The organism is Pelomonas sp. Root405 (genome assembly GCF_001425165.1).
Classification (GTDB): Bacteria; Pseudomonadota; Gammaproteobacteria; order Burkholderiales; family Burkholderiaceae_C; genus Pelomonas.
This window is the reverse complement of sequence record NZ_LMDU01000001.1, coordinates 909,846-933,553: the sequence shown is the minus strand read 5'-3', so window position 1 is coordinate 933,553 and position 23,708 is coordinate 909,846. Positions and strand designations below refer to the sequence as shown.

At 69.1% G+C, this 23,708-nt stretch carries 17 protein-coding genes; 8 read left to right on the top strand and 9 right to left on the bottom strand.

Going from position 1 to position 23,708, the window contains the following annotated elements; all coding sequences use genetic code 11:
* Positions 1–8: 8 nt before the first annotated feature.
* The 6 genes from ASC81_RS04105 to ASC81_RS04080 all read right to left on the bottom strand — a co-directional run bounded on the left by ASC81_RS04105 (position 9) and on the right by ASC81_RS04080 (position 10,084).
* The gene (locus tag ASC81_RS04105; protein ID WP_056263031.1) at positions 9–6,050 is read right to left on the bottom strand and encodes an Hpt domain-containing protein; all 6,042 of its coding nucleotides are present in this window, start codon (positions 6,048–6,050) and stop codon (positions 9–11) included.
* A 38-nt stretch (positions 6,051–6,088) separates the two neighbouring features.
* Positions 6,089–8,461: a methyl-accepting chemotaxis protein gene (locus ASC81_RS04100; RefSeq protein WP_056263028.1), complete on the bottom strand. Its 2,373-nt coding sequence runs from the start codon at positions 8,459–8,461 to the stop codon at positions 6,089–6,091.
* A gap of 72 nt (positions 8,462–8,533) precedes the next feature.
* Entirely contained in the window at positions 8,534–9,064 is a 531-nt protein-coding gene (locus ASC81_RS04095; protein WP_056263025.1) for a chemotaxis protein CheW, read from the bottom strand.
* A 9-nt stretch (positions 9,065–9,073) separates the two neighbouring features.
* Positions 9,074–9,439 (bottom strand): response regulator transcription factor, encoded by a 366-nt coding sequence (locus ASC81_RS04090; protein ID WP_056263022.1) that lies wholly within the window; start codon positions 9,437–9,439, stop codon positions 9,074–9,076.
* An 11-nt stretch (positions 9,440–9,450) separates the two neighbouring features.
* Positions 9,451–9,855 carry a PleD family two-component system response regulator gene (locus ASC81_RS04085; RefSeq protein WP_056263019.1) on the bottom strand — a complete coding sequence of 135 codons (405 nt, stop codon included), beginning with the start codon at positions 9,853–9,855 and terminating at the stop codon, positions 9,451–9,453.
* A 76-nt stretch (positions 9,856–9,931) separates the two neighbouring features.
* On the bottom strand, positions 9,932–10,084 hold the full coding sequence (locus ASC81_RS04080) for a rubredoxin (RefSeq protein ID WP_056199756.1): 153 nt from the start codon (positions 10,082–10,084) through the stop codon (positions 9,932–9,934).
* Between the two features lie 182 nt (positions 10,085–10,266).
* On the opposite strand from ASC81_RS04080, the gene ASC81_RS04075 reads away from it, so the two are divergent.
* Genes ASC81_RS04075 through mpl form a run of 3 tightly spaced genes read left to right on the top strand, consistent with a single transcriptional unit; the run spans position 10,267 to position 13,904 of the window.
* Positions 10,267–11,211 carry a bifunctional hydroxymethylpyrimidine kinase/phosphomethylpyrimidine kinase gene (locus ASC81_RS04075; RefSeq protein ID WP_056263017.1) on the top strand — a complete coding sequence of 315 codons (945 nt, stop codon included), beginning with the start codon at positions 10,267–10,269 and terminating at the stop codon, positions 11,209–11,211.
* An 18-nt stretch (positions 11,212–11,229) separates the two neighbouring features.
* Positions 11,230–12,516, top strand: a complete 1,287-nt coding sequence (gene hemL / locus ASC81_RS04070; RefSeq protein ID WP_056263015.1) for a glutamate-1-semialdehyde 2,1-aminomutase — start codon at positions 11,230–11,232, stop codon at positions 12,514–12,516.
* Between the two features lie 26 nt (positions 12,517–12,542).
* The gene (gene mpl / locus ASC81_RS04065; protein WP_056263012.1) at positions 12,543–13,904 is read left to right on the top strand and encodes a UDP-N-acetylmuramate:L-alanyl-gamma-D-glutamyl-meso-diaminopimelate ligase; all 1,362 of its coding nucleotides are present in this window, start codon (positions 12,543–12,545) and stop codon (positions 13,902–13,904) included.
* Here mpl and ASC81_RS04060 read toward each other — a convergent pair whose 3' ends face one another.
* Entirely contained in the window at positions 13,905–14,306 is a 402-nt protein-coding gene (locus ASC81_RS04060) for a PaaI family thioesterase (protein ID WP_056263010.1), read from the bottom strand.
* 186 nt (positions 14,307–14,492) lie between these two features.
* On the opposite strand from ASC81_RS04060, the gene ASC81_RS04055 reads away from it, so the two are divergent.
* From ASC81_RS04055 to ASC81_RS04045, 3 genes are read left to right on the top strand one after another with little or no spacing between them, the layout of a single operon-like run.
* Positions 14,493–15,383, top strand: a complete 891-nt coding sequence (locus tag ASC81_RS04055) for a DUF707 domain-containing protein (protein ID WP_156391724.1) — start codon at positions 14,493–14,495, stop codon at positions 15,381–15,383.
* Positions 15,383–17,023 carry a mannitol dehydrogenase family protein gene (locus ASC81_RS04050; RefSeq protein WP_056263005.1) on the top strand — a complete coding sequence of 547 codons (1,641 nt, stop codon included), beginning with the start codon at positions 15,383–15,385 and terminating at the stop codon, positions 17,021–17,023. The genes ASC81_RS04055 and ASC81_RS04050 overlap by 1 nt, the downstream gene beginning before the upstream one ends.
* The gene (locus tag ASC81_RS04045) at positions 17,014–17,727 is read left to right on the top strand and encodes an HAD family phosphatase (protein ID WP_082536241.1); all 714 of its coding nucleotides are present in this window, start codon (positions 17,014–17,016) and stop codon (positions 17,725–17,727) included. Before ASC81_RS04050 ends, ASC81_RS04045 begins: the two co-directional genes overlap by 10 nt.
* Before the next feature lie 8 nt (positions 17,728–17,735).
* On the opposite strand, the gene ASC81_RS04040 is transcribed toward ASC81_RS04045, so the two are convergent.
* On the bottom strand, positions 17,736–19,202 hold the full coding sequence (locus tag ASC81_RS04040; protein ID WP_162245853.1) for an MFS transporter: 1,467 nt from the start codon (positions 19,200–19,202) through the stop codon (positions 17,736–17,738).
* A gap of 94 nt (positions 19,203–19,296) precedes the next feature.
* On the opposite strand from ASC81_RS04040, the gene ASC81_RS04035 reads away from it, so the two are divergent.
* Positions 19,297–20,217 carry a DUF707 domain-containing protein gene (locus ASC81_RS04035; protein ID WP_056263001.1) on the top strand — a complete coding sequence of 307 codons (921 nt, stop codon included), beginning with the start codon at positions 19,297–19,299 and terminating at the stop codon, positions 20,215–20,217.
* 69 nt (positions 20,218–20,286) lie between these two features.
* On the opposite strand, the gene ASC81_RS04030 is transcribed toward ASC81_RS04035, so the two are convergent.
* On the bottom strand, positions 20,287–22,977 hold the full coding sequence (locus ASC81_RS04030; RefSeq protein WP_235533563.1) for a zinc-dependent metalloprotease: 2,691 nt from the start codon (positions 22,975–22,977) through the stop codon (positions 20,287–20,289).
* A gap of 124 nt (positions 22,978–23,101) precedes the next feature.
* Here ASC81_RS04030 and ASC81_RS04025 point away from each other — a divergent pair, with 124 nt between their 5' ends.
* Complete coding sequence (locus ASC81_RS04025) at positions 23,102–23,692, top strand: YqiA/YcfP family alpha/beta fold hydrolase (protein WP_056262995.1); 591 nt, start codon at positions 23,102–23,104, stop codon at positions 23,690–23,692.
* The last annotated feature ends 16 nt before the right edge of the window (positions 23,693–23,708 follow it).

Sequence of the window (23,708 nt, the reverse complement as noted above, 5' to 3'; positions counted from 1 at the left end):
CTCGGTGCTCAGGCCGCCAATGCTTGCTGCGTGTACTGATGAATCAGACCGAGCAGCTGTTCCTCGTCATACGGCTTGCCGAGGTAGTGGTCGACCCCGAGCTGGGCGGCGTAGTCGCGGTGCTTCTGGGCAATGCGCGAAGTGATCATGATGACGGGCAGCGGGGCCAGGCGTGAATCGGCGCGCATGTTGCGCACCAAGTCAAAGCCATCCATGCGGGGCATTTCGATGTCCGACAGTACCACCGACGGCAGCTCGTCACCGGACAGCTTCTCCATCGCATCCAGGCCATCCTTGGCCAGTAGGACGCGGAAACCGACGCGCTCCAGCAGGCGCTGGGTCACGCGACGCACCGTCAGCGAATCGTCGACCACCATGACGAGCGGCGCCTGCGAGACCGTCTCGACGACCGGCGCGGCGATCTGCGCTGTCGGTGACTGCGACTGGACGTGCGCGGCCGCCAAGCGCGCCTGGGCGTCGATGCCATACCAGTCGGCCAGCGCCACGACGTTGTAGATCAGCGCCACTTCGCCCGAGGCCAGCAGGCTGATGCCGGCCAGGCCGGGCACGCGATTGAGCTGGGCGCCGAGGTTCTTGACGACGACTTCCTGGTTGCCAACGACTTCGTCGACGTGCAGGGCCAGCGCGCCTTGGGCGCTGCGCACCAGCACGACGTGCGTGTGCTTGCCATGGACGTAACCGCGGCCGGCGTGGCCGAGCAGGCCGCCCAGCCAGTAGAACGGCATCTCGGCGCCGCCATGCTGCAGCTTGCCGGTGGCGTAGGCCGCCTCGACGGCGTCGACCGGCACGCGCTGCACGGAGGCCATCAGCGCCGCGGGCACGGCGACGACCTGGTCGGCGCTCTTGAGCAGCACGACCTGGGTCAGCGCCGTGGTCAGCGGCAGGCGCAGCAGGAAGCTGGTGCCCTGACCGGCCGTCGACGTGGTCTCGATGCTGCCGCCGAGCGTGCCGACCTCGGCACGCACGACGTCCATGCCGATGCCACGGCCGCTGAGCTCGGTGACTTGGCTGGCAGTCGAGAAGCCGGGCGCAAAGATCAGGCGCTTGAGCAAGGCGTCATCCGGCTCGGCGTCAGCCGCGATGAGGCCCAGCTGCAGGCCGCGCTCGCGGATGCGCTGCAGGTTGAGGCCGGCGCCGTTGTCCGCGAAGTTCAGCAGCACTTCATTGCCGTGCTGGCTGACCTCGATGCGCAGCGTGCCGACGGGGTCCTTGCCAGCCGCCGTGCGCACCTCGGGTGTCTCGATGCCATGGGCGACGCTGTTGCGCAGCAGGTGCTCGAAGGCGCCCGCCGTGCGCTCCAGCACCGAGCGGTCCAGCTCGGTCTGGCCGCCGGTGATCTCCAGCTTGACCTGCTTGCCGCTGTCGCGCGCGGCTTGGCGCACGACGCGGTGCATGCGCTCGCCGATGGAATCGAAGTCCACCAGACGAGTGCGCAGCAGGTCGTCCTGCAGTTCGCGCGTCAGCCGCGATTGAGCGGCCAGCTCGTCTTCGCCGGTCTGCACGTTGCGGCCCAGCGTGCGTTGCAACGTGGCCACGTCGCCGACCGACTCGGCCAGCATGCGTGTCAGTTCCTGGAAACGGGTGTAGCGGTCGAACTCCAGCGGGTCGAACTCGCGACCACCCTGCTGCGCCAGCTCCTGCTGGGTGTGCATCTGGGCTTCGGCTTGCAGTTCCAGCTCGCGCAACTGGGCGCGCAGGCGCTCCAGGTTGTCGTCCAGGTCGAGCAGCGCGACCTTCATCTGGGCCAGCTCGGACTCCATCCGCGCGCGGCGGATGCTGACCTCGCCGGCCTGCGTGGCCATGCGTTCCAGCAAGCTGCCGCGCACGCGCACCAAGGCCTGGCCGATGGCCAGGTTGTCGCTACCGGCCGCCACTTCGGCGGTGTCGGTGAAGCGGCTCCAATCGATCTCGCGGACCGGCTCGACTGGCTTGTCGGTGACGGCAGGCGCAGCTGGCTGAGCGGCCACAGGCGCGCGCGCTTCCAGGGTCTCGGGCGCCTTGGCGGCCGGCACCTCGGCGACGGCCGCTGCCGGCGGCGGGGCGACGACAACCTCGGGAACCGGCGCGGCGGCGGCCGTCAGGCTGCGGCCGAGTGCCTCGAAGGCATGCTCGAGCGCGTCGCCCTCGTGCTGCAAGGCCTGCACCTGCGCGCGGTCGGCGCTGCCGGCACGCAGCAGCGCTTCGATGGCGGATTCGAGGTGATGGGCCTGTTCGCCCAGGCGCATGGCGCCGGCTAGGCGAGCGCCACCCTTGAAGGTGTGCAGCGCCCGCATGCAGGCGTCGGAGCGGCCCAGCTCGCCAGGATGGGCCAGCCAGTCGCGCAACGCACCGTGCAGCTGCTCCAGCAGGTCGCGGCCTTCCTCCTCGAAGATCGGATAGAGCTCCGGCTCGATGTTGTCCGGCAGTCCGGGCTCCGGCTCGGGCCCCAGGTCGGGCAACACGGCAAGCACGGGCTCTGGCTCGGGCTCGACGACCGGCTCAGGCTGAGGTTCGGGTTCGGCCACGGCCTCAGGCACTGGTTCGGGTGCCGCTTCGGCTTCGAACAGGGCAACCGGTTCAGCCAATGGCTCGGCGGGCGCGGCATCGCTGAGATCGACGACCGGCTCTAGCAGTTGACCCGGCTCGGTGGGCAGCGCGTCCAGGCCACCGGCCACGGTGTCGTGCAAGGCGGGCACCGGCAGGTCGTCGTCCAGCGACGCGTCCGCGGTGAAAGCTTCTTCCTGCGGCTCGTAGGCGTGCAGGCGGACGATCAACTCGGGATCGTGGGGCTTGAGGAAGCCGGCAGCGAACTGATGCAACAGGCGGCGGATGTCGTCGGCCGCGCGCACAAAGAGCTCGGCGTCGGCCGCCTCGTAGCGCACGGCGCGCTGGGCGCGGCCGAGGGCGTGCTCCAGCTCGCGAGCCAGGCTGGAAAGCTCCTCATAGCCGACCGTGGCGGCGTTGCCGGCCAAGGCATGGGCCTGCACCTCGCAGCTGGAGGGCACGGGCTCACTCAGCTCGGCAGCCCACTCGGCCAGGCCGATGGAGAGCTTGCGCGACAGCTCGTCGGCTTCGTTCAGGAAGATGTTGAACAGGGCGATGCTGATGCGCAGCGGACCGATGAGCTTGAAGCCTTCGTCGGTGTCGGGGTCGTCCGGTTCAATCTCAGGCGACGCCTGGGACGCCGCAGATTCGTTGTCGACGACCAGCCTGGGCAGGGCGAGCGTCGACTCCTCGGGCCGGCTGGGCAGATCGCCCAGGTCGTCCAACGGCTCGGCCGGCAGCACGATCTCGGGCTCGTCAAGGTCCAGCGTCAGGCCGAAGTTGGCCAGCGTCTGCTCCTCGTGCGGAGTGGCAGCCAGCGGCAAAGGTTCGGTCGGCGGATGGGTGCCGAAGTCGATGGTCTCTTCTTCGGGCAGTTGCGTCGGAGCGAAATCGAGCGTGACGTCGGGCAGGCCGAGGGCCGCGATCTCTTCGACGGTGGCCGGCTCGCCCAGTTCGAGGACGAAGTCCGGCACCAGCGCCGGGGCCTCTTCCAATTCCACCGGCTTGGCGGCAGCAACGGGCTGCGCGGCCGCTTCGGCCAGGGCTTCGGGCGCGTGCTCGACGACGTCCGGCAGGGCCGCGCCGTCCGCAACGTCCATGCCGTCGGCTTCGACGGGCCAGCCCAGCGGCAGGGCTTGGCCGTGCAGTCGCAGCGAGTCGGCACTGCGGCGCACCGGGTCAGGCAGGCTGTGACCTGCCTCGGTGCCGGCGATCTGGTCACGCCAGTGGGCAAAGTAGTCGAGCGCCTCGGTCGTGAAATCGAGCAGGGCGGCGTCGGCCAGCGGCGAGGCCTCGGACAGGCGCGCGTTGTAAAGCTGTTCGCAGGCCCAGGCAGCTTCGCCGAAGGGGTCAAGCCCGACCATGCGGGCGCTGCCCTTGAGCGTGTGGAAGGCACGGCGAACGATGGTGAGCTGGCCGTGCTCGGCAGGCTGCTCGCGCAGTTCCGCCAGCGCGGCGCGCGCGTTGGCGATGACCTCGTCGGCTTCTTCCAGGAAGATCTCGCGCATCTCCGGGTCGTCGGCGACGCTGGGCGCGGCAGGCGCGGGCGCTGAGACGGACACCAGGGCGGGCGCCGGGGCGGGCGCAGGCTGGGACAGGTCGACGTCGGGCAGGCTGAGATCGGGCAGGTCCAGGCTGCCGAAGTCGATGCGCAGAGGTTGCGTCTTGTCCATCGCGGGCGCGACTTCCGGCTCGAGATCGACATGGAAGCCGCTGGCTTCGAAGTCAGGCAGCTCGACGGCGCCTTCACGGCGGCCCATGACGGCGTCCAGGCGGCCAGTGGCCTCATCGAACTGGAACATGCGCTTGGCCAGCTGGGGCTGCACGCTGAGCATGTCGATGAGGAAGCCGAGGGCGCCAAGGTTGTTGGCCAGGCGCTCGAAGACGCCACGGGCGCCAGCCCGCTCGAAATCGATCTCCGTGCCGGCCAGGCTGTCCACCTCGTCACGCATGCGCACGGTTGCCTGGGCGGCCTGGTCCAGGCCCAGCACGCTGAGCACGCCGCGCATGGCCTGCAATTGGCCGGGCACGGGGATCAGCAGTTCACGGCGCGCCGGGTCGCGGAAGTATTCGTCGCACTGCTTCTCGACTTCGGACAGGCTGGCGCGCAGCTCGTGGACGACGCTGCCCAGGGTCTGGCGGTCGGAGACCCGGCGGTACAGATCCTCCATCCAGTCTTCCAGCGGCTCGGCCGGTTGACCGTGGGCAACGGCCTCGACGCGGCGCGCCAGGCGGCGCACGCGGTCGGCCTGCTCGGGCTGGTCGAAAGCGGCGTCTTCCAGTGCGGCCTCGACATAGAGCAGGCTGGTCGCAACTTCCATCGCCAGCGCCGGCGGCGGCGTGCTGCGGGAACGCAGCGTCGCGACAACGGCGCGTTGCAGCGTCTGCGCCAGCACCTCGCCACTGGGGAAAAGGCGTGTCAGGGAGTCGGACAGCGCAGCAAACTGTTCGTCCAGACCGGTCAGCCGGTGCTGGTCGCCCTCGGCGGCGCTGGACCAGCTTTCCTTGGCGGCGATCACGCGGCGCTTGGCCTGGGCCACCCAGGCGGGGTCGATGCGGCCGAGGCTGGCGTCTTCATAGTCGCCGGCCTGCTCGTCGCTGAGGCGATAGGCCTCGTGCACGGCCGTCAGGCGCGGGCCAGCGCCGCGGGTGAGGCGGCATTGGGCGCAGAAGAACAGCAGGTCCTGGGCGAGGCGTTCCCGCTGCGGATCGGCCTGATCGCCTTGCTCGACGACGCGCAGCTCATGCAGCAGCTTGGAACCCAGGCGCTTGGTGTAGCCGTCGCTGGGGATGAGCCTCAGCGCCTGGCCCTCAAAGACCGCAGCGGCCAGTTGCCACAGCGTGCGCGAACTGCCCGCAGGCAGCGTGGCGGCCAGGCCGGCGCACAGGCCGGACAGGTTGGCCGCATGTGCGGAGCTGGGCTCGCGCATATGGCGCAGCAGGGCCGATTCGAAGGGCGCGCGCACGGCGTCGACCGCGCGCGGCAGCACGCCGGTTTCGGGCGCGATGCTGCGCCAGGCCCAGTCGTACTGCCAGAGGTCGGCCGGGTGGATGCGCTCGGCGCCGTTGAGCTGCTGCAGCGTGCGATAGCTGGGGTAGAGGGCCAGCGAGGAGGTCTTGTTGCCGGCCAGCAGCCGGGCGACATAGGCCAGCAGCGCAAAGTCGGCGCGCTCGATGGTCTCGACGGTACTCAGTTCGACCTCGAGCGGCCGCTCGGCCAAACGGGTGACGGCCGCCTCGGCGGCACGCAGCACCGTGGCGCCAGCCGGCAGGCCGACCAGGGACAACACGCCGCTGACTTGGTGCAACTGCGCCGCCGCCTGCTGCAGGGGCAGGCTGGGCTGGGCATCTCCACCAAAGGCCGACAGCCGGTTGTCACTGCCTTCGCGCACCAGGCGCCGCAGGGTCTTGTGCACCGTCTCCAGGGAGCGGCGCAATTCCTCCTGAACCCAGGCCAGTGGGCTCAGGTCGGCCGGGAGTTCGGAGTCTCGCAGGGAGCTGTCCATGCGTGGGCTTTCTCGCTCGATGCGCTGTTCGGGGCCGGTCAGGCGACCTTGAATCGGGACACGGACGTGCGCAGGGCTTCGGCCGAGCGGGACAGCTCATGCACCATCTGGGCGGTGGAGCGCGTGCCTTCGGATGTCTGCTCCGTCACCGCGAAGATGTGCTGGATGTTGGAGGCCACCTCGTTGGCGGATGCGGCTTCCTGCTGGGCCTGGGACGAGATCTTGCCGATCAGCTCGTCGAGCTGACGAGACACGCTGTCGATGTCTTCCAGCGCCTTGCCGGCCGCGTCGGACAGCTGCGTACCTTCCACCACACCGCGCGTCGAACGCTCCATGGCGGCGACGGCGTCGTGGGTGTCGGTCTGAATGGTCTTGACCAGCGCGGCAATCCGGCGCGTCGCGTCGCCGGAGCGTTCGGCCAGGCGCTGCACCTCTTCCGCAACGACCGAGAAGCCACGGCCTGCTTCACCGGCGGACGCTGCCTGAATGGCCGCGTTCAAGGCCAGCACGTTGGTCTGCTCGGTAATGTCTGAGATCAGCTCGGTGATCTCGCCAATTTCCTGAGACGACTCGCCGAGGCGCTTGATGCGCTTGGACGTTTCCTGGATGGAGTCGCGGATGGCGTTCATACCGGCGATGTTGTTCTGCATCGCCGACAGGCCTTGCTCGGCGGCCTGACGGCTCTGGCGCGCCACCTCGGCCGTTGTCTGCGCCTGGGCGGACACGTCGGTGATTCGGCTCGCCATGCCGAGCACGGCCTCGCCGGTCGCGCGGATCTCGTGCAGCTGCTCTTTGGATGCCGCCAGCAGGTCGGTCGACGTCTGGTCGACGGCGCCGGTCGTGTCGGTCACGCGGGCCGCCGTGGCCTGAACCTGGCCCACGAGGTTGCGCAGCTCTTCCACCGTGTAGTTCACCGAGTCGGCAATCGCGCCCGTGATGTCTTCCGTCACCGTCGCCTGCTGCGTCAGGTCACCTTCAGCGACGCTGGCCAGCTCGTTCATCAAACGCAAAATCGCGGCCTGGTTGGCGTCGTTGACGCGCTTGGCTTCCTGCTCCTGCGCCTCGGCTTCGCGACGCGACGCTTCGGCAAGCGCAGCGCGCTCGGACTGGTCGGCCACGTAAAGGCGCAGGAAACCGACCGCGCCACCGAGCAGGGCGGCCAGCGAAGCGATCATGAAGAGGAACAGACCCCAGCCGCCGCCGCCGGACTTTTCCAGGTCGGCCGCGGCCTGCTCCAGGCCTTTGCGCAGCGGTTCCGAGTCGTTCAGGATGGCCGTCTGTGCTTCACGCGCCGACACCAGGCCTTGCAGGTTGCCCAGAATGGCGGAGGCCTGGGTACGCGTCTGCTCGTACTGCGTCAGCAGCGTCTGCAGGCGTTCCTTCAGTTGCGGGTCGCGGGCAGCGTTCAGGCGCAGCTCGGGGCTGCCGCTGATCAGCGCTTCGGTGATCAGCTTGAAGGAGTTCAGGTCCTTGCCCAGCAGGAACACGGCCTCGGGGCTGACGCCTTCCTGGGTCAGGAACTCGTTGGCGCTCTTGCCGATACGCTGGGTCAGCATGACGAGCTGACCGACCGCGGAAACCTCGCCCGCGGAAGAGCCGATCTGCAGGGCCTGAGATGACACGGCCTCGGCGCTTTCCAGCAGGTCGCTGGACTGGCGGTTGATGGCGCGCAGCGCCGTGCCGACCTGGGTCAGGATCTTTTCCTGGGCCTGCACGACCTTGCCGTTCTTCTCGGCGCGCTCGACCAGGGGCGTCAGGGCCTCCAGCGTCGGCAGCACGGCAGCGGGCGCGACGGCCAGCTCACCTTCGCCAGTACGCAGGTTGTTGACGACGCCACTGAGCGTGCCCACCGACTCGCGCAGCTCGGCGAAGGCGGCGGGGTTGCCCACCAGCGCGGCGGAGACGGACTTGGCCATGCGCTGAGAATGCATCAGCGCCTGGCCGGTCGCGCGCACCTGGGCGGCGCTGCGGTTGGAGCTGACCAGCACCATGCTGACCGAGACGGCCGTGCCAATCAGGCCGGCAACGACGAGGCCCGTCAGCACGCGCTGGCGGTGGCGGCCGAACAGGTCGCCCAACTGCTCGGCCCCGGTGGCTGGCGGGGGCGGCAGCATCGTCGGGTCGGCGGCCTGCGTCGTCGGCGCGAAATTCATCGTCGTGCTGGGCGGGAACTCGCTGTTCGGGCCTGGCTCGGTCGGCACCGCCGGCGAGATGATGGACGGCGCCTCCGTGCGCGCATACGCCTCGCTGCGCGTGGGCAGGTCGACGCCGGCTAGCGTGGAGTCCATGTTGCGGGGCGCATCGAAGCCGATACCGCTGCGCGAATCGATGGTCGTGTCGACAGCCTCCGGTGCTGCCGGCGGCAGCTCATCGGCTTCGGACTTTCCCCTGATTTTGTCCAGCAGGCTCATCTCACCCTCGTCCTTCAGTGTTTGTGATGTCCGCGTCTGCACGCGGCTTGAAGTTTGAAAACGAAGCGTCCATCACGCAACGATGTGCAGGAAGTTTTCCTGCCGCGCCAACGCTTCGAGATTGATTTCCTGCCAGCTGCGGCCGGCCTCGTCGCGGCGCAGGGCGCCAGCAAAACGAGGCAGCGGCCCGGCCGGCTGCTGCGGCGCCAGCGGCAGTTGCTCGTCGCTGCGAAGACCGGCCAGCCGGTCAACCAGCAGCGCGCAGTTCAGATTCAGGTCGCTGCCCAGCGATACCAAGCGGCTCTGTGCGGCCACGCCGCGGTTCAAAGACGGCTCGCGCAGGCCGAGGTAGACGGCGAGGTCGACGACCGTGAACAGGCCACCGCGCAGGTTGGCCACGCCGGCCAGCCAGGGCTTGGCATAAGGCACGGGCTTGATCGGCACGGGTGCGAAGATCTCGCTGGCCTGCTTCAGCGAAAACAGCAGGCCGACGCCCGCGCACTCCACAGCCAGCCAGTTCGCGATGAGCGTCTGCTCACGCGCAGCCTGCATGCGCTCGGCAAGGCGCTGCTGGAGTTCGCGGAGGGCGGTCTTGTTGGCCATGCGAGTGCCTTAGCCGAGGGCTTTGATCTTGGCGAGGAGTTCTTCGGCCTTGACGGGCTTGACGACGTAGTCGCTCGCGCCCTGGCGCATGCCCCAGACCTTGTCGGTCTCCTGGCCCTTGCTCGTGCACATGATGATGGGCACGCCGGCATAGCGCTCGTCGCGCGTGATGGCCCGGGTCAGCTGGAAGCCGTTCTGCCCGGGCATGACGACGTCCATCAGGATCAGGTCGGGCTTGGCCTCGGCCAGGCGCTTCATCGCCTCTTCGGCGTTCTCGGCGGTGCGCACGTCAAAGCCGCGTTTGACCAGCATTTCCGACAGCGCATGCAGTTCGGTCTTGGAATCGTCAACCAGCAGGATGTTATGGATGCTCATGGCAGTTCTCTCTAGGTACGTGCTTCCTGGCGGCGGTGCTGCAGCACCGCCTGAAGCAGCTGGTCCTTGGTGAAAGGCTTGGTCAGGTAGTCCTGCGAGCCCACCATGCGCCCGCGGGCCTTGTCGAACAGGCCATCTTTCGAAGACAGCATGATCACCGGCACTCCCGAGAACTCCGGGTTGCGCTTGATGATGGCGCAGGTCTGGTAGCCGTCCAGGCGCGGCATCAGGATGTCGCAGAACACGAGATCGGGATGAAAGTCGCCCAGCTTGGCCAGCGCGTCGAAGCCGTCCTCGGCCAGAGCCACCTCATGGCCGCCTTGCTTCAGGAAGATTTCCGCGCTGCGGCGGATGGTGTTGCTGTCGTCGATGACCAGGATACGCGTGGGTCCTGCACCGGAAACTTGATCGTTCAAACGTCGTCTCCTCGGAACTTCAGCTCGGGGCCCGGCCCTTTCGGCCCCCTTTGAGGCTTGCGAGGCCAAGTCAGAGTCAGATGCGCACCATCTCGAAATCCTCTTTGCGGGCACCGCAGTCGGGGCAGGTCCAGTTCATGTCCACATCGGCCCAGGCGGTGCCCGGCGCGATGCCGTGCTCCGGATCGCCTGCGGCTTCGTCATAGATCCATCCGCAGATCAGGCACATCCAGGTACTGGGTTCGCTCACGGTGCTTAGAGTTTGCTCACTACAATCGAATCATTCTAGCCAGGGCCCGAGAGCGCAATGCTGAGGGCAAACGCCTGTGCCCAGCGCCTCAGAAGCGCCCTTTTAGCGGCAGACTCCACGCTTTGCGGCAGCTCTTAGGCCGCGCCCGCGACGACCTCCCCATGAGCCCAACACCCCCCCTACCCGCCGACCCCGTGGTCGATGAATCCGAACAGGAAAGCCCGCCGCCGGCTTGCGTGCTGAGCTTCAACGCCAGCGACGCGTCCGGTGCCGGTGGCCTGGCTGGCGACGTGGCCACCATCGCGGCCATGGGCGCGCACTGCCTGCCCGTTGTCACCGCGGTCGTGCTGCGCGACACCGCCGAGGTCTTCGAGCACGAGAACCTCGACGCCGACACCGTTGCCGAGCAAGCCCGCCACATCCTTGAGGACGTGCCCATCACGGCCTGGAAGGTTGGCTTCCTCGGCAATGCAGAAGCCGTCAGCGCCGTCGCCGAGGTCCTCAGCGACTACCCGGACGTGCCACTGGTCACCTATCTGCCCTCGGTCGCCTGGATCGACGAGGACGAGCAGCAGCAATACCTGGACGCGCTGCGCGAGCTGGTGCTGCCGCAGACGGCCGTGCTGGTGGGCAACCACAAAACGATGACCGACTTCCTGCTGCCAGACTGGGACAACGAGCGGGCGCCCTCGGCGCGCGAGCTGGCGGTGGCGGCCGCGCAGGCCGGCGCCCAGCATGTGCTGGTGACCGGCATGCAGCTGCCCAACCAGTACGTGGACAACGTGCTGGCCAACGCGCAGGGCCCCATCACCGGCGAAAAGTTCGAGCGCTTCGAGACCGCCTTCGTGGGTGCCGGCGACACGCTGTCGGCGGCGCTGGCGGCCCTGTTGTCGGTCGGGGCTGAATTGCACTCCGCCGTCAGCGAGGCCCTCTCCTTCCTAGACCAGTCGCTCGACGCCGGCTTCCGGCCGGGCATGGGCAATGTCATCCCCGACCGTTTCTTCTGGGCCCTGCCCGGGGCGGACGAGGAAGGCGGCGAGCCCCCAGACTTCGAGCCCGACCCCGAGCCCGAGGCGCCGCCGAAGACGCCGCGCCGCATGCATTGACCTCTTGATTCGTTCTTCATGGCCAGCAATACCGAGCTCTTCGAACGCGCCTCGCGCGTCATCCCCGGCGGGGTCAACTCGCCCGTGCGCGCCTTCCGCGCCGTCGGTGGCACGCCCCGCTTCATCGCCCGCGGCGAAGGCGCCTACATCTATGACGCCGAAGGCAAGCGTTATGTCGACTACATCGGCTCCTGGGGGCCAATGATCCTGGGCCACGGCCACCCGGCCGTGCTGGAAGCCGTGACCAAGGCCGCGGCCGAAGGCTTTTCCTTCGGCGCGCCGACCGAGCGCGAGATCGAGCTGGCCGAGGAGATCCTGAAGCTCGTACCCAGCATGGATCAGGTTCGCCTGGTCAGCTCGGGCACCGAGGCGACGATGAGCGCCATCCGCCTGGCGCGCGGCGCCACCGGTCGGGCCAAGTTCATCAAGTTCGAGGGTTGCTACCACGGCCATACCGACGCGCTGCTCGTGAAAGCGGGCTCGGGGCTCGCGACCTTCGGCCACCCCACCAGCGCGGGCGTCACGCCGGGCGCCGCCGCCGACACCGTCGTCCTCGAATACAACAACGTCGAGCAACTCGAAGCCGCATTCGCGCAATACGGCGACCAGCTCGCCTGCGTCATCGTCGAGCCGATTGCCGGCAACATGAACTTCGTGCGCGCGTCCCTGCCCTTCATGAGCGCGCTGCGCCGGTTGTGCACGGCGCATGGCGCTTTGCTGGTGCTGGACGAAGTGATGACCGGCTTCCGCGTCGCCCTGGGCGGTGCCCAGGCGCATTACGCCAGGCTCATCCCCGGCTTCGCACCGGACATCTCGGTCTTCGGCAAAGTCATCGGCGGCGGCATGCCGCTCGCCGCCTTCGGTGCCAGGCGCGAGGTCATGCAACACCTGGCCCCGCTGGGCGGCGTCTACCAGGCCGGCACGCTGTCGGGCAACCCGGTGGCCACGGCCTGCGGACTGGCGACGTTGCGCGAGATCCAGAAGCCCGGCTTCTTCGAGGCCCTGTCTGCCAAGACTTGCCAGCTGATTGACGGCCTCAGCGCAGTCGCCGCCGAGAACGGCGTGCCGTTCAGCGCAGACAGCGAAGGTGGCATGTTCGGCTTCTTCCTGATGCCCGAGCTGCCGCAGAACTACGCCACCGTGATGACCACGGACAAGACCCGTTTCAACAGCTTCTTCCACGCGATGCTGGACGCCGGCGTTTATCTGGCGCCGGCCCTTTACGAGGCGGGCTTCGTGTCGGCGGCCCACAGCCAGGCCGACATCGACGCCACGCTCGCGGCGGCGCGCACGGCCCTGCGCTGATCCTTCGCGCCCGCGGCGCCACTGACATGCACCTTCACATCCTCGGCATTTGCGGCACCTTCATGGGCGGTCTGGCGGCACTCGCGCGCGAAGCCGGCCACAAGGTCACCGGCTGCGACGCCAACGTCTACCCACCGATGAGCACCCAGCTTCAAGCCCTGGGCATCGAGCTCATCACCGGCTTCGGCGCCGAGCAGCTGGCGCTCAAGCCCGACGTCTTCGTCATCGGCAATGTCGTCACGCGCGGCGAGCGCTTCCCGTTGATGGAAGCCATCCTCGACGCGGGCCTGCCCTACACCTCCGGCCCGCAATGGCTGGCCGAGCATGTGCTGCAGGGCCGCCACACGCTGGCGGTCGCCGGCACGCATGGCAAGACGTCGACCACGTCCATGCTGGCCTGGATCCTTGAGCACGCGGGGCTGAAGCCCGGTTTTCTGGTCGGCGGCGTGCCGCAGAACTTCGGTGTCTCCGCGCGACTCGGCGAAGGCCAGGCCTTCGTGATCGAGGCTGACGAGTACGACACCGCCTTCTTCGACAAGCGCAGCAAGTTCGTCCATTACCGGCCGCGCACGGCCGTGCTGAACAACCTCGAGCACGACCACGCCGACATCTTTCCGGACCTGGCCGCCATCGAGACCCAGTTCCACCACCTCGTGCGCACCGTGCCGGCCAGCGGCCGCCTGGTCGTCAACGCGCGAGAGGAGGCGCTGCAGCGCGTCATCGCGCGCGGTTGCTGGAGCGAGGTGCAGCGCTTCGGCGCCAAGAAGGAAGAAGCTGGCATGCTGCGCGCCCGCGGCGAGCCGCAAGCCTTCGACGTGCTGCGCGGCAGCCTCAAGGTGGCGCGGGTCGAGTGGAGCTTGATCGGTGAGCACAACCAGCTCAACGCACTGGCGGCCATCGCCGCGGCCGAGCATGTCGGCGTGTCGCCCGAGCAGTCGGCCGCAGCTTTCGCCGAATTCCAGAACGTGCGTCGTCGCATGGAACTGCGCGGTGAAGCGGGCGGCATCAAGGTCTACGACGACTTCGCCCATCACCCCACCGCCATCCGCACCACCGTCAACGGCCTGCGCCGCCGCATCGCGCCGGCCGAGCGCATCCTCGCCATCTTCGAGCCGCGTTCCAACACGATGAAGCTCGGCACGATGAAGGCCCAGTTGCCCTGGGCACTGGAAGAGGCGGACCTGGCCTTCTGCAATCAGCAGGGTCTGAGCTGGGATGCCAAGGAAGCGCTGGCGCCGATGGGTGCGCAGGCCTTCGTCGGCGCCGATGTCGATGCGCTGATCGCCGCGGTCGTCAAGGTCGCCAAGCCCGGCGACCATCTGCTTTGCATGAGCAATGGCGGCTTCGACGGTATCCACCAGAAGCTGCTGGCTGCCCTGACTCGCTAGTCACTTCCCGTACAGCACCATCTGCGTGCACCGGAACAAGGCCATGGTCTTGCCCGTGTCCTTGTGGGTGACAACCGCATCCCAGACCTGCGTCGTGCGACCGAGGTGCACGGCCTTGGCCGTGCAGGCCACGGTGCCGTCCCGTGCGGTGCCGAGATGGTTGGACTTCAGCTCGATGGTGGTGAAGCCGACCGCTCCCTCGGGCAGGTTGGCCAGGCAACCATAGCCGGCGCAGGTATCGGCCAGCGTCACGATGCTGCCTGCGTGGAGGTAGCCGTTCGGCGCCATCAGTTCCTGGCGCACGGCAAGCTCGGCCTGGACCTCGGCACCTTCCGTGCTGACGATGACGATGCCCAGATAGCCCGGCAGATGAGCAGCGCCGAGCTGGTTGAAGTCTTTCATAGGGTTCGCCTCCAGCGAGTCGTCTAACGCGTCAAAGCGTAGCAGCGGCCCAGGCACCCACCCTGCCGATACACATCCAGACCGCAAGTCTTGCGGCAAGCGAGGCCGCTTGCCTGCGCGATGGCGGCGCAGACCGCTGGAACAGCGCTTGCCATGGCAGCAGCAGCAAGACTGCCAAGGATTGGAATGAGACGACGACGACACCTGGTCGTGGCCCGTGTCGGCCGCAATTCCCTGCACCCGCGCTGGCTCGACGGCGCCGAGGAGCGAAGCTGGGACCTGCACCTCTGCCCCTTCGAGCCGCTGCCCGAGGCAGCCTTGGAGGGCTGCAGCACCAGCGACGTCATCGTCGGCCCCAAGTGGGCCGGCCTGAACGAGCTGCTGACGCGCTGGGATGGCTGGCGGGACTACGAGCAGATCTGGCTGCCCGACGACGACCTGCTCACCGATGCCGGCAACATCGACAGCTTCTTTGCCACCACGGCCGCCCTGGGCTGGTCGCTGTCCGCCCCGGCGCTCGACGAGGACTCCTACTACGCCCACTACAGCACCATGCGCAACCGGCGCTGCACGGCGCGCTGCACCGGTTTCGTGGAGATCATGGCGCCCTGCTTCTCCGGCCCGACGCTGGACCGGCTGCTGCCGACCTTCTCGCTGAGCACGACAGGCTGGGGCTGGGGGCTGGACTCGGTCTGGCCGCGGCTGCTGGACTACCAGAACATGGGCGTGATCGATGCCACGCCGGTGTGCCACACCCGACCGGTGGGCGCTTTCCGCGACGCGACCCTGGCCGCGCGGGTGCTGGCTGAATCGGACCGGCTGCTGGCCGAGTACGGCTGCGAGCAGGTGCACCGCGTCTTCCAGGCCTTCGGGCCCGATCTCAAGCCGCTGCTGCTCGGCCCGTCCGAGCTGACCGCCCTGCTCGTCGACGGCTGGCAGTACCTGCTGCCCGGCAACCCGGCGCTGCTGCCCTGGATGGTGCAGGCGCAGGCCCCTGCCGACGGCTGGCCGGCCTACCCGGTCGCCGGCACGCCGGCGCACGCCACGCGCGGGCGCACCCTGCAGGAGGGCGTGTGATGGTTGCCCTGCCCGTCTACCAACCCCGTTCCGCAGCCGAGCTCCAGGACGCCATCCGCCCGCCGCGGGCACCGCTGCTGCTGCGCCCCCGGCTCTCACCCGCGCTGCTCGGCAGGCTGCCGGCGGGCGTGGCACGGCCACGCTTTAATGTGGGCGAACTGCGCACCGGCATCCTGCACCTGGGCTGCGGCGCCTTCCACCGCGCCCACCAGGCGGTGCTGACGCAGCGCGCCATCGAGGCCGAGATGACCGCTGTGCACCTGCCCGCATGGGGCATCGTCGCGGCCAGCCTGCGCACCGGCAGCGCCCTGCCGGCGCTCAAGCAGCAGCAAGGCCTCTACACCGTGCTGGTGCGCAGCCCCCAGGGCCTGCGGGCCGAGGTCGTGGGCAGCCTGCGCGAGGCCGTGCATGCCCAATGGGATGCTGCGCGCCTGCGGCAGGTGCTGCTTGACCCGCAGCTGCGCCTGGTGACGCTCACCGTGACCGAGACGGGCTACTGCGCAGATCCCCGCAGCGGTCGCCTGGACTGGCAGGACGACGCGGTGCGCGCCGATTGCCACCGCCCCTGGCCGCGCACCGTGCCGGGCCTGCTAGTCCGCGGGCTGGCGATGCGGCGCATGGCGGGGCTGGCGCCGCCGGTGCTGGTCTCCTGCGACAACGTGCCCGTCAACGGCCGGCAGCTGCGCCAGGTCTGCCTGGACATGGCGGCGGCGCAGGACGACGGCCTGGCCGAATGGATCGCACGCAACGTGCAGTTCCCATCCTCGATGGTGGACCGCATCGTGCCCGTCACCACCGACGTGGACCGCCGCAGTGCCGACGCCATGCTCGGCCTGACCGATGCGGTACCGGTGAGCACCGAGCCGTTCAGCCAATGGGTGATCGAGCACTTCGAGGGCCCGCGCCCGTTGTGGGAAGCGGCCGGTGCCGTCTTCGTCGACGACGTCGCGCCGTGGGAGGCCGCGAAGCTGCGCCTGCTCAACGGCGGTCACCTGGCCCTGGCCTGCCTGGGCCTGCTGGCCGGTTGCGCCACGGTGGCCGAGGTGATGGCCGAGCCGCTGATGCGCCGCTACGCGCTGCGCCTGCTCATCGACGAGCAACGGCCGACGCTGCCGCCCGGCGGCCCCGACATCCGCGTCTATGCGCATGAGCTGGTCGAGCGCTGGCGCAACCCGCGCATCGCCCACCAACTGGAACGCGTCGGCCGCAACGCCTCAGGCAAGCTGGCCTCGCGCCTGCTCGCCGGCCTGCGCCTCAACCTCGAAAGCGGCCGGCCTGCACCGCTGACCCTGCTGGCCGTGGCCGCGTGGATGTGGTGTGCCAGCGGCCGCGACCCGCAAGGCGGCGTCCTGCTGAAGTCAGACAGCCTGGGCGACCCGCAAGGCGGCGTCCTGCTGAAGTCAGACAGCCTGGGCGACACGCTGGGCCGCATCGGCCGCGAAGCCGGCGATGACGCGGCCCGCCTGGTGAATCGCTTGCTGGGCCTGCGGGAGATATTCGGCGACGACCTGCCGCGCCAGCCGCAAGTGGTGGCCGGCCTGCGCGAAGCCGTGCAACGCCTGCAGCGCGATGGCGCGCTGGCCACCGTGCGCGCTGCCCTTGCAGGATCTCTGGACGCAGAATTGACGCCATGCCATTGACCACGCCTGCCTCCGCCAGCCTGCCCGATTTCGACGCCGTCATCTTCGACATGGACGGCCTGCTGCTCGACAGCGAGACGCTGGCCCTCGACGCGATGAAGGACGCGGCCGAGGCGCTGGGCCTGGACATGCCGGTGGCACTGCGGCGCCAGATGATTGGCGTGCCTGCCGACGTCTGCCGCTCGCTGGTGGCCGCCCACTATGGCTCGACCGAGCCCGTCGAGCCGCTGTTCGCCGGCGCCACGCAGCTGCTGGAGGCCGCCGTGGCCGCCGGGCGGCTGCAGCGCAAGCCCGGCGTCGGCGCCGTGCTCGACCAACTCGATCGCCTGGGCCTGCCGCGGGCAGTCGCCACCTCCTCTGGCCACCGCCGCGCGCATCACCACCTGGACGTGGCCGGCCTGCTGCCACGGCTGGACGCCGTGCTCACGCGTGACGACGTGGCGCGCGGCAAGCCGCATCCCGACCTCTATCTGGCGGCGGCCCGGCACCTGGGCGTCGCGCCGCATCGTTGCCTGGCGTTCGAGGATTCCTACAACGGCGTGCGTGCCGCCGTCGCCGCCGGCATGCCGGTGGTGATGGTGCCCGACCTGCTGCCCGCCACAGCGGAGATGCAGGCCGCGGCGGTGATGGTGATCGGCTCGCTGCGCGAGATCCTGCCCTGCCTGGCCGAGCGCAGCCGCGCCGGCGGGGCAGCCGCCGCCTGACCGTTCCGTCAGGGCGCTTCGCGCTGGCGGCGTCGGCGTTCGGAGAGGCGGCCGAACGGGAACAGGTTGCCCAGCACGCCGCCCACGGTGGAGACCTGGTTCACCGTGCGCAGCGCCTCCAGGCCGAATTCCTGGATGACGCGGCGCTCGCTGACCTCCGTGCCCTCGCGGATGCGCGACACCGCGTGCATCACATAAAGGCCCAGCAGCGCGGAGATGGCGAACAGGAATTCCCAGTGCGCGAAGCTGAACACCGACACCTCGCGCGTGGCGCCCGGCGATACCCAGCGCACCAGCAGCGACAGCTGGCGTTCACTGAACCATTGCGCCAGCGAGCCCCCGGCCAGCGGCGCCAGCCCGCCGGCCACGGCACCGACCAGGCCGATGGCTGCCAGATAGCTGGTGGCCCGGTCGCGCGGCGCCAGCTTCATGCCGAGGTTGCCTGTGGCCAGGCCGATGCCGCCGCCTGCGATGCCCATCAACGCATGCAAGACGGCCAGGAAGCCGAACTGCACCGGCGGCGACGCGCTGGCCGGCACGAACACCAGGCCCAGCGTGCAGGTGAAGCAGAGCGGCACGGCCACCGCCAGCACTGACTTGTTGGAGAGACGGTCCGACACGCGGCCCCAGGCCAGCAGCGTGGCGGCGTTGCAGACCTGGCTGATGACCCACAGCGCCGTCACCTGGCTGAGGCCGAAGCCGAGCTGTCGCATCAGATAGACCGTCAGGAAGGGCGCCACCAGGTTGCTGGCGAGGTTCCAGCTGGCCAGCGTCAGCAGCAGGCCGCGGAAATCGCGGTCGATGAAGGGACCGCGCAACTGGTCGCGCATGCGGCGCATTGGCCCGCCGGCGTCCATCACGGGCTCGGGGCAGCGATAGAGGCTGGCCGAGCTCAGCAGCCCCGCGATCCCGGCCCCTGCAAAGCACAGCGTGAAGGCCAGCATGCGTGAATCCAGCGGCGGGTGCTCGACCAGCGCCCCGGCCCCGAGGGTGCAGATGCAGGCCAGGCCGGTGGCCCACAGCAGCCGGCGCGAAAAGAACACGCCCAGCTCCGACGGCGGCAGCAGCTGGTGGAACCAGGCGTTGATGGCGCAGGATGCTGCCGAACTCAGCACCGAGATCAGCGCCTGCGCCAGCAGCAACAGCGCCAGCCGCGGCTCGGAGCCGGGCAGCATCGGCAGCACGGCGAGCAGCAGGATGAGCAGCCGGGCCAGCGTGATCGTTGGAATGCCGATCAGCTTGCGACGGCGGATGCGCTCGACCAGAAACATGGCCGGCAGCTGGGCCGCCTGCGCGATGAAGGGAATAGCGCCCAGCAGGCCGATGGCACGCGGCCCGGCGCCCAGCTCCAACGCAAACGCCACCAGCACGACGCCGCCCGACAAGGCCCCCGTCATGCTGGCCCAGGCGGCATCTGCCACCAGGGCGCGCTTGCCGGCAACCAGCGCCGGCGCGGTGATCTCTGGGCTGGGCATCAAGCTCATCCGAACCGCCCGGCAAACGGCATTCCGGCGCCGGGGCGGCACGCAGGTTGCCGAAGCCCGGTCCCGCATCCTTCGGTCGACCACCATGAACGACAGCCAGCCCCGCCCCACCACCGCCTCCGCCGCGCGCAATTACCTGGTCTTCGTGCGCGCCGGCCGCAGCTCGCTGCACCCACGCCTGCTGGCGGAGGACCCGCACCGCAACTGGGACTGCTGCGTCAACACCTGGGGCGACGTGAGGGCCGAGGAGGCGCCCGGCGCCGAAGCGGAATGGCATCTCCCCGGCGGGCTCAACAAGTTCGAGGCCTACCAGGGCCTGCATCATGTGCTGATGGCACGGCGACCCTACCGCTATGTGCTGATGCTCGACGACGACCTGATCTTCGAACCCGGCGCGGTGTCGCGCTTCTTCCAGTACTGCGAAGAGGAAGAGCTGGCCCTGGCGCAGCCGGCCATCGCGCTGGGCAGCCACAGCAACCACTTGGTCAACGTCCGCAACGCCGCCTGCCGGGTTCGGCGCGTCAACTTCGTCGAGGTGATGGCGCCCTGCTTCTCGCATGCGCTGCTGGAGCGCCTGCTGCCCACCTTCACGCTGACGCGCTGTACCTGGGGCATCGACTACGCGTGGTCCTCCATGCTGGCCGACACGGACGAGAAGCTGGCCATCGTCGACGCCGTGCCGATGCAGCACACCAAGCCGATGGACGTGAACGGCGGGCCGTTCTACGAGCGCCTGCGCGGCATGGGCATCGACCCCAAGCAGGAGCTGGCCCAGGTGCACAGCAGCTTTGCTCCCTGGGGGCCGATGCGCACGCTGGCGCAGGGCCACCGCTACCGCTGGCCGCTGCCCGCTGCAGTGAATGCCGCGCTGGTGCAGGCCCTGGAGGCGCGCAAGGGCGCCATGCACCTCGGCCGCGGCGGCACGCTGGCGCCGCAGACGCCGGCACCGCAGGCCGACCGGCCGCGGCAGGGCGGGCTCGCCGGGGCGCGCGCCACCGCCGGCTGAGTTGTGCACTGACCATGCAAAAGGCCGGCATCGCTGCCGGCCTTTTTGATGGATCGGCGCGAACCGATCTCAGCTGCGCACGAGCGCCGCCTTCAGCATGCTGTTGAGCATGTCCTGCGTCTCCGCCAGGTGGGCGCGCGTCTCGACCGACAGCCCGGGCTTGGCCGAGGCCACGCGCAGTTGGCTGGCCAGCTGGGTCGCGTGATAGCGGGCCATCGAGAAGGCGTCGGCATAGACCGTCGCGCCATTGGTCGAGCGGTTCAGCTGGGCCTGCAGGCGACGCAGGTACTCGCGCTGCAGGCTGCGGCGCATGCGGTCAATCTCGGCACCGGTCTTGAGTTCGCTGAAGATGGCGCCCTGCAAGGTCGCATAGACCTCGCTGAGCGACACCGCGCTCTTGCGCTCGGCCTCGGGCAGATAGCCGCCCTGGTCGATCAGGCGGCGTGCCGTGCTGGGCGACATCAAGCGGTCCAGCACCCGGCCCTGCAACGCGCTGACGCTGTCGGGAATGGACAGCGGCAGGCCGCGATCCCACTCGTTGTAGTCCAGCGCCTGGTTGGCGATGAACTCGGGGCGGAACTTGAACGAGTCGCTCGACAGCAGACCGCTGGCGATGAAGCGCAGGGCTTCGCGCTGCTGGGCGTTGGCGACCGGCTTGAAGGCCTGGCCCGGCGTGACGCCCGGCACGATGCGCTCGGCGTGCATGCCGCCGACATACTTGCTGACGTTGTTGGCCGTCATGCCCAGTTGCCGGAAGGACTCGACCACCGAGCGGCGGGCGCGCAGCGGGTCTTCACCGGCCTCGGGCTTGCGGGACTGCACGCGGTCCCACAGCTCCTGGCTGAGCTTGAGGCGCTTCTTGGCATAGGCCAGCGGGTCGTCGCCGAGGTCGCGCTGGTTGGTACGCGGGTCGAAGCCGTCGTAGGGGCCGCCGACACCCTGGTCGAAGTCGTCGCCGAAGGCCAGCTGCGGCTCGGTCGAGCGCGCGGCGATGCGGGCGAGTTCGGCGGCTTCCTGTTCAGGGGCGATGGGCTTGTAGGCGTACTCGACAGCCCAGTAGTCATAGGCGCCCAGCGTGGTGGCCACGAGGCTGGCCTTGGGCTCGCCCTTGAGCGGCAGGTTGTAGGCGTTGTAGTCCATCACCGAGTTGGAGATGCCATTGGCCTCGGTGAAGGCCTTGTCCTTGAGCTGCGCCTGGGTGATGGTCGTGGACGAGCGGAAGTTGTGCTTGAAGCCCAGCGTGTGGCCGACCTCATGCATGATCACGTCCTTCATGACGGCCTGGGCCAGCGCCTCGGCATCGGGGCCGTTCATGTCCATGCCGTCACGCAAGGCCAGCAGGTCCAGCGCGAAGCCAAACTCGGTGGCCTGGTCGGCCATGTAGGTGCACGACTGCTCGGCCAGTGCAACGCGGCTGCGCTCGCCCATCCAGCTGGCAGTGTGGCTGTGGTCATGCTTGTGGTCGTGGAAGCCGACCACGTCATCCGTCGCCAGGCGGCGCGAGCCGCGGCCGAAGACGTCGCTCATGCCGATGTCGGCGTCGAGAATCTCGCCGGTGCGCGGGTCACGGTTGCTGGGGCCGATGGCGAAACCGACGTCGGAGCCGGTAAACCAGCGGATCGACGCGTGCGTCGAATCCATGTTGTCCCAGTCGGCATCGTCGGGCTGCTGCTTGGCCTGGATGGCGTCCTTGAAACCGATCTTCTCGAAGGCCTTGTTCCACTCCAGGATGCCAGCCTTGACGGACTCGCGGTACTTGGCGGGAATGTTCTTGTCCATCCAGTAGACGATGGGCTGCACCGGCTCGGACAGGGCTGCACTCGGATCCTTCTTCTCCAGGCGCCAGCGGGCCACCATGTGCACGCGCGGGTTGGCCTTGAGGTCGTCGCCCAAGTTGCTGTAGCTCTCCATGAAATGACCCACGCGCGGGTCGGCACGGCGCACGGCGGCCGGCTGCTCCGGCAGGGCCCGGAAGCTGTAGACGAAGCTGAAGAACATCGAGCGCGGGTCCGGCGTGGCCTGCGGCGGCGTGGGCACGGGCACGGGGGCCGGCACCAGCGACGGCGCCGGGATGCGCGGCGTGGCGAAGTGCACGCGCGAGGTCAGCGTCGTGACCTTGGCGTCGGCCCGCGTGTCCTGGATGAAGGAGTTGGCGCGGTCGGGCGCGTAGGGCAGGCGGAAGGCCATCTCCAGGCGCGTCGAGTAACCGGGGATGTCGCCCAGCAGCAGGCCGCTGGCGTCGACCAGCACGGACTTGCGGTCGGGGTGCTCGGCACTGGCCACCGGTGCGCCGGCGATCAGGCTGGGCGAGAAGGACTGCTCGATGGCCAGCTTGCTTGACGCGTCGTCGGAGCGGAACTTGGTATTCAGCGCGATCAGCTGGATCTGGTTGCCGATGCGGCGCCACTCGGCGATCTCGTCACCGAGCATCTGGCTGGCGTAGAGGCCACGCTCGCCGATGGAGTTGGCGACGTTGGCGCTGAACAGGAAGGGTTTGTTGAAAGCTTCCTTGGGGATCTCGATCCAGACCTTGTCGTCCTTGCGCCAGATCGGGAACAGGCCGGGCTGTTCCTTCGCGCCCTTGATGATGTCGGCAAAGGGCTTGGGCGCCGTCGGATCGGCCGGCGGGCGGGCCGCCGCGCCGGGCGCTGCGGCACCGGCGGGGGCCGAGGCGGCGCCGTTGGGCGCGGGCGGAGTCTGGGCCTGGGCAACCGCGGCCAGCGCGAGCAGGGTGGCGGCGGCCAGAGCGGTGCGGTGCATCGGGATCATGTGTGACGGTCCGAGGGATTGCTAAAAGGCAGGCACTGTGGACGGCGGCGACACTGGCGTCAATCGGATTCCGCCCCCGTCGTGGGCGCACAAAACTTCACTCAAAACTTCCGTCATGGACTTCACGCATCTGCTCTATTTGCACGGCTTCCGCTCGTCGCCGAACTCGGCCAAGGCGCGTCGAATGGCCGAGTGGGCGGCCACCCAAGCCGGCCTCACCTTCGCCTGCCCGCAGCTGCCTCCCTCCCCGCTCGAAGCGATGGCCCTGGTCGCCGGCCTGGTCGCCGATTGGCCTGCCTCGGGCGCCGCCGTCATCGGCAGCTCGCTCGGTGGCTTCTATGCCACCGCCCTCGCCGAGCAGCCCGCCCACCGCGGCTGGCGCGTGGCCGTGCTGAACCCGGCCGTCGACCCCGCTCGCGACCTGGCGCGCCACATCGGCACGCTGACCGCCTGGCACGACCCCGAGCTGAAGTTCGAGTTCACCGCCCAGCATGTCGCCGAGCTGGCGGCGCTCGCGCCACCGGCGCGCCTGACCCATCCGCTGCGCTACTACGCCCTGATCGCCAAGGGCGACGAACTGCTGGACTGGCGCGAGATGCTGGCGCGATACGCCGGTTGCGACGGCGAGGTGCTGGAAGGCAGCGACCATGGCCTCACCGACTTCGAAGACCACCTGCCTGGTCTGCTCAGACACCTGCAAGCCTGAGGCGACAATCGCCCTC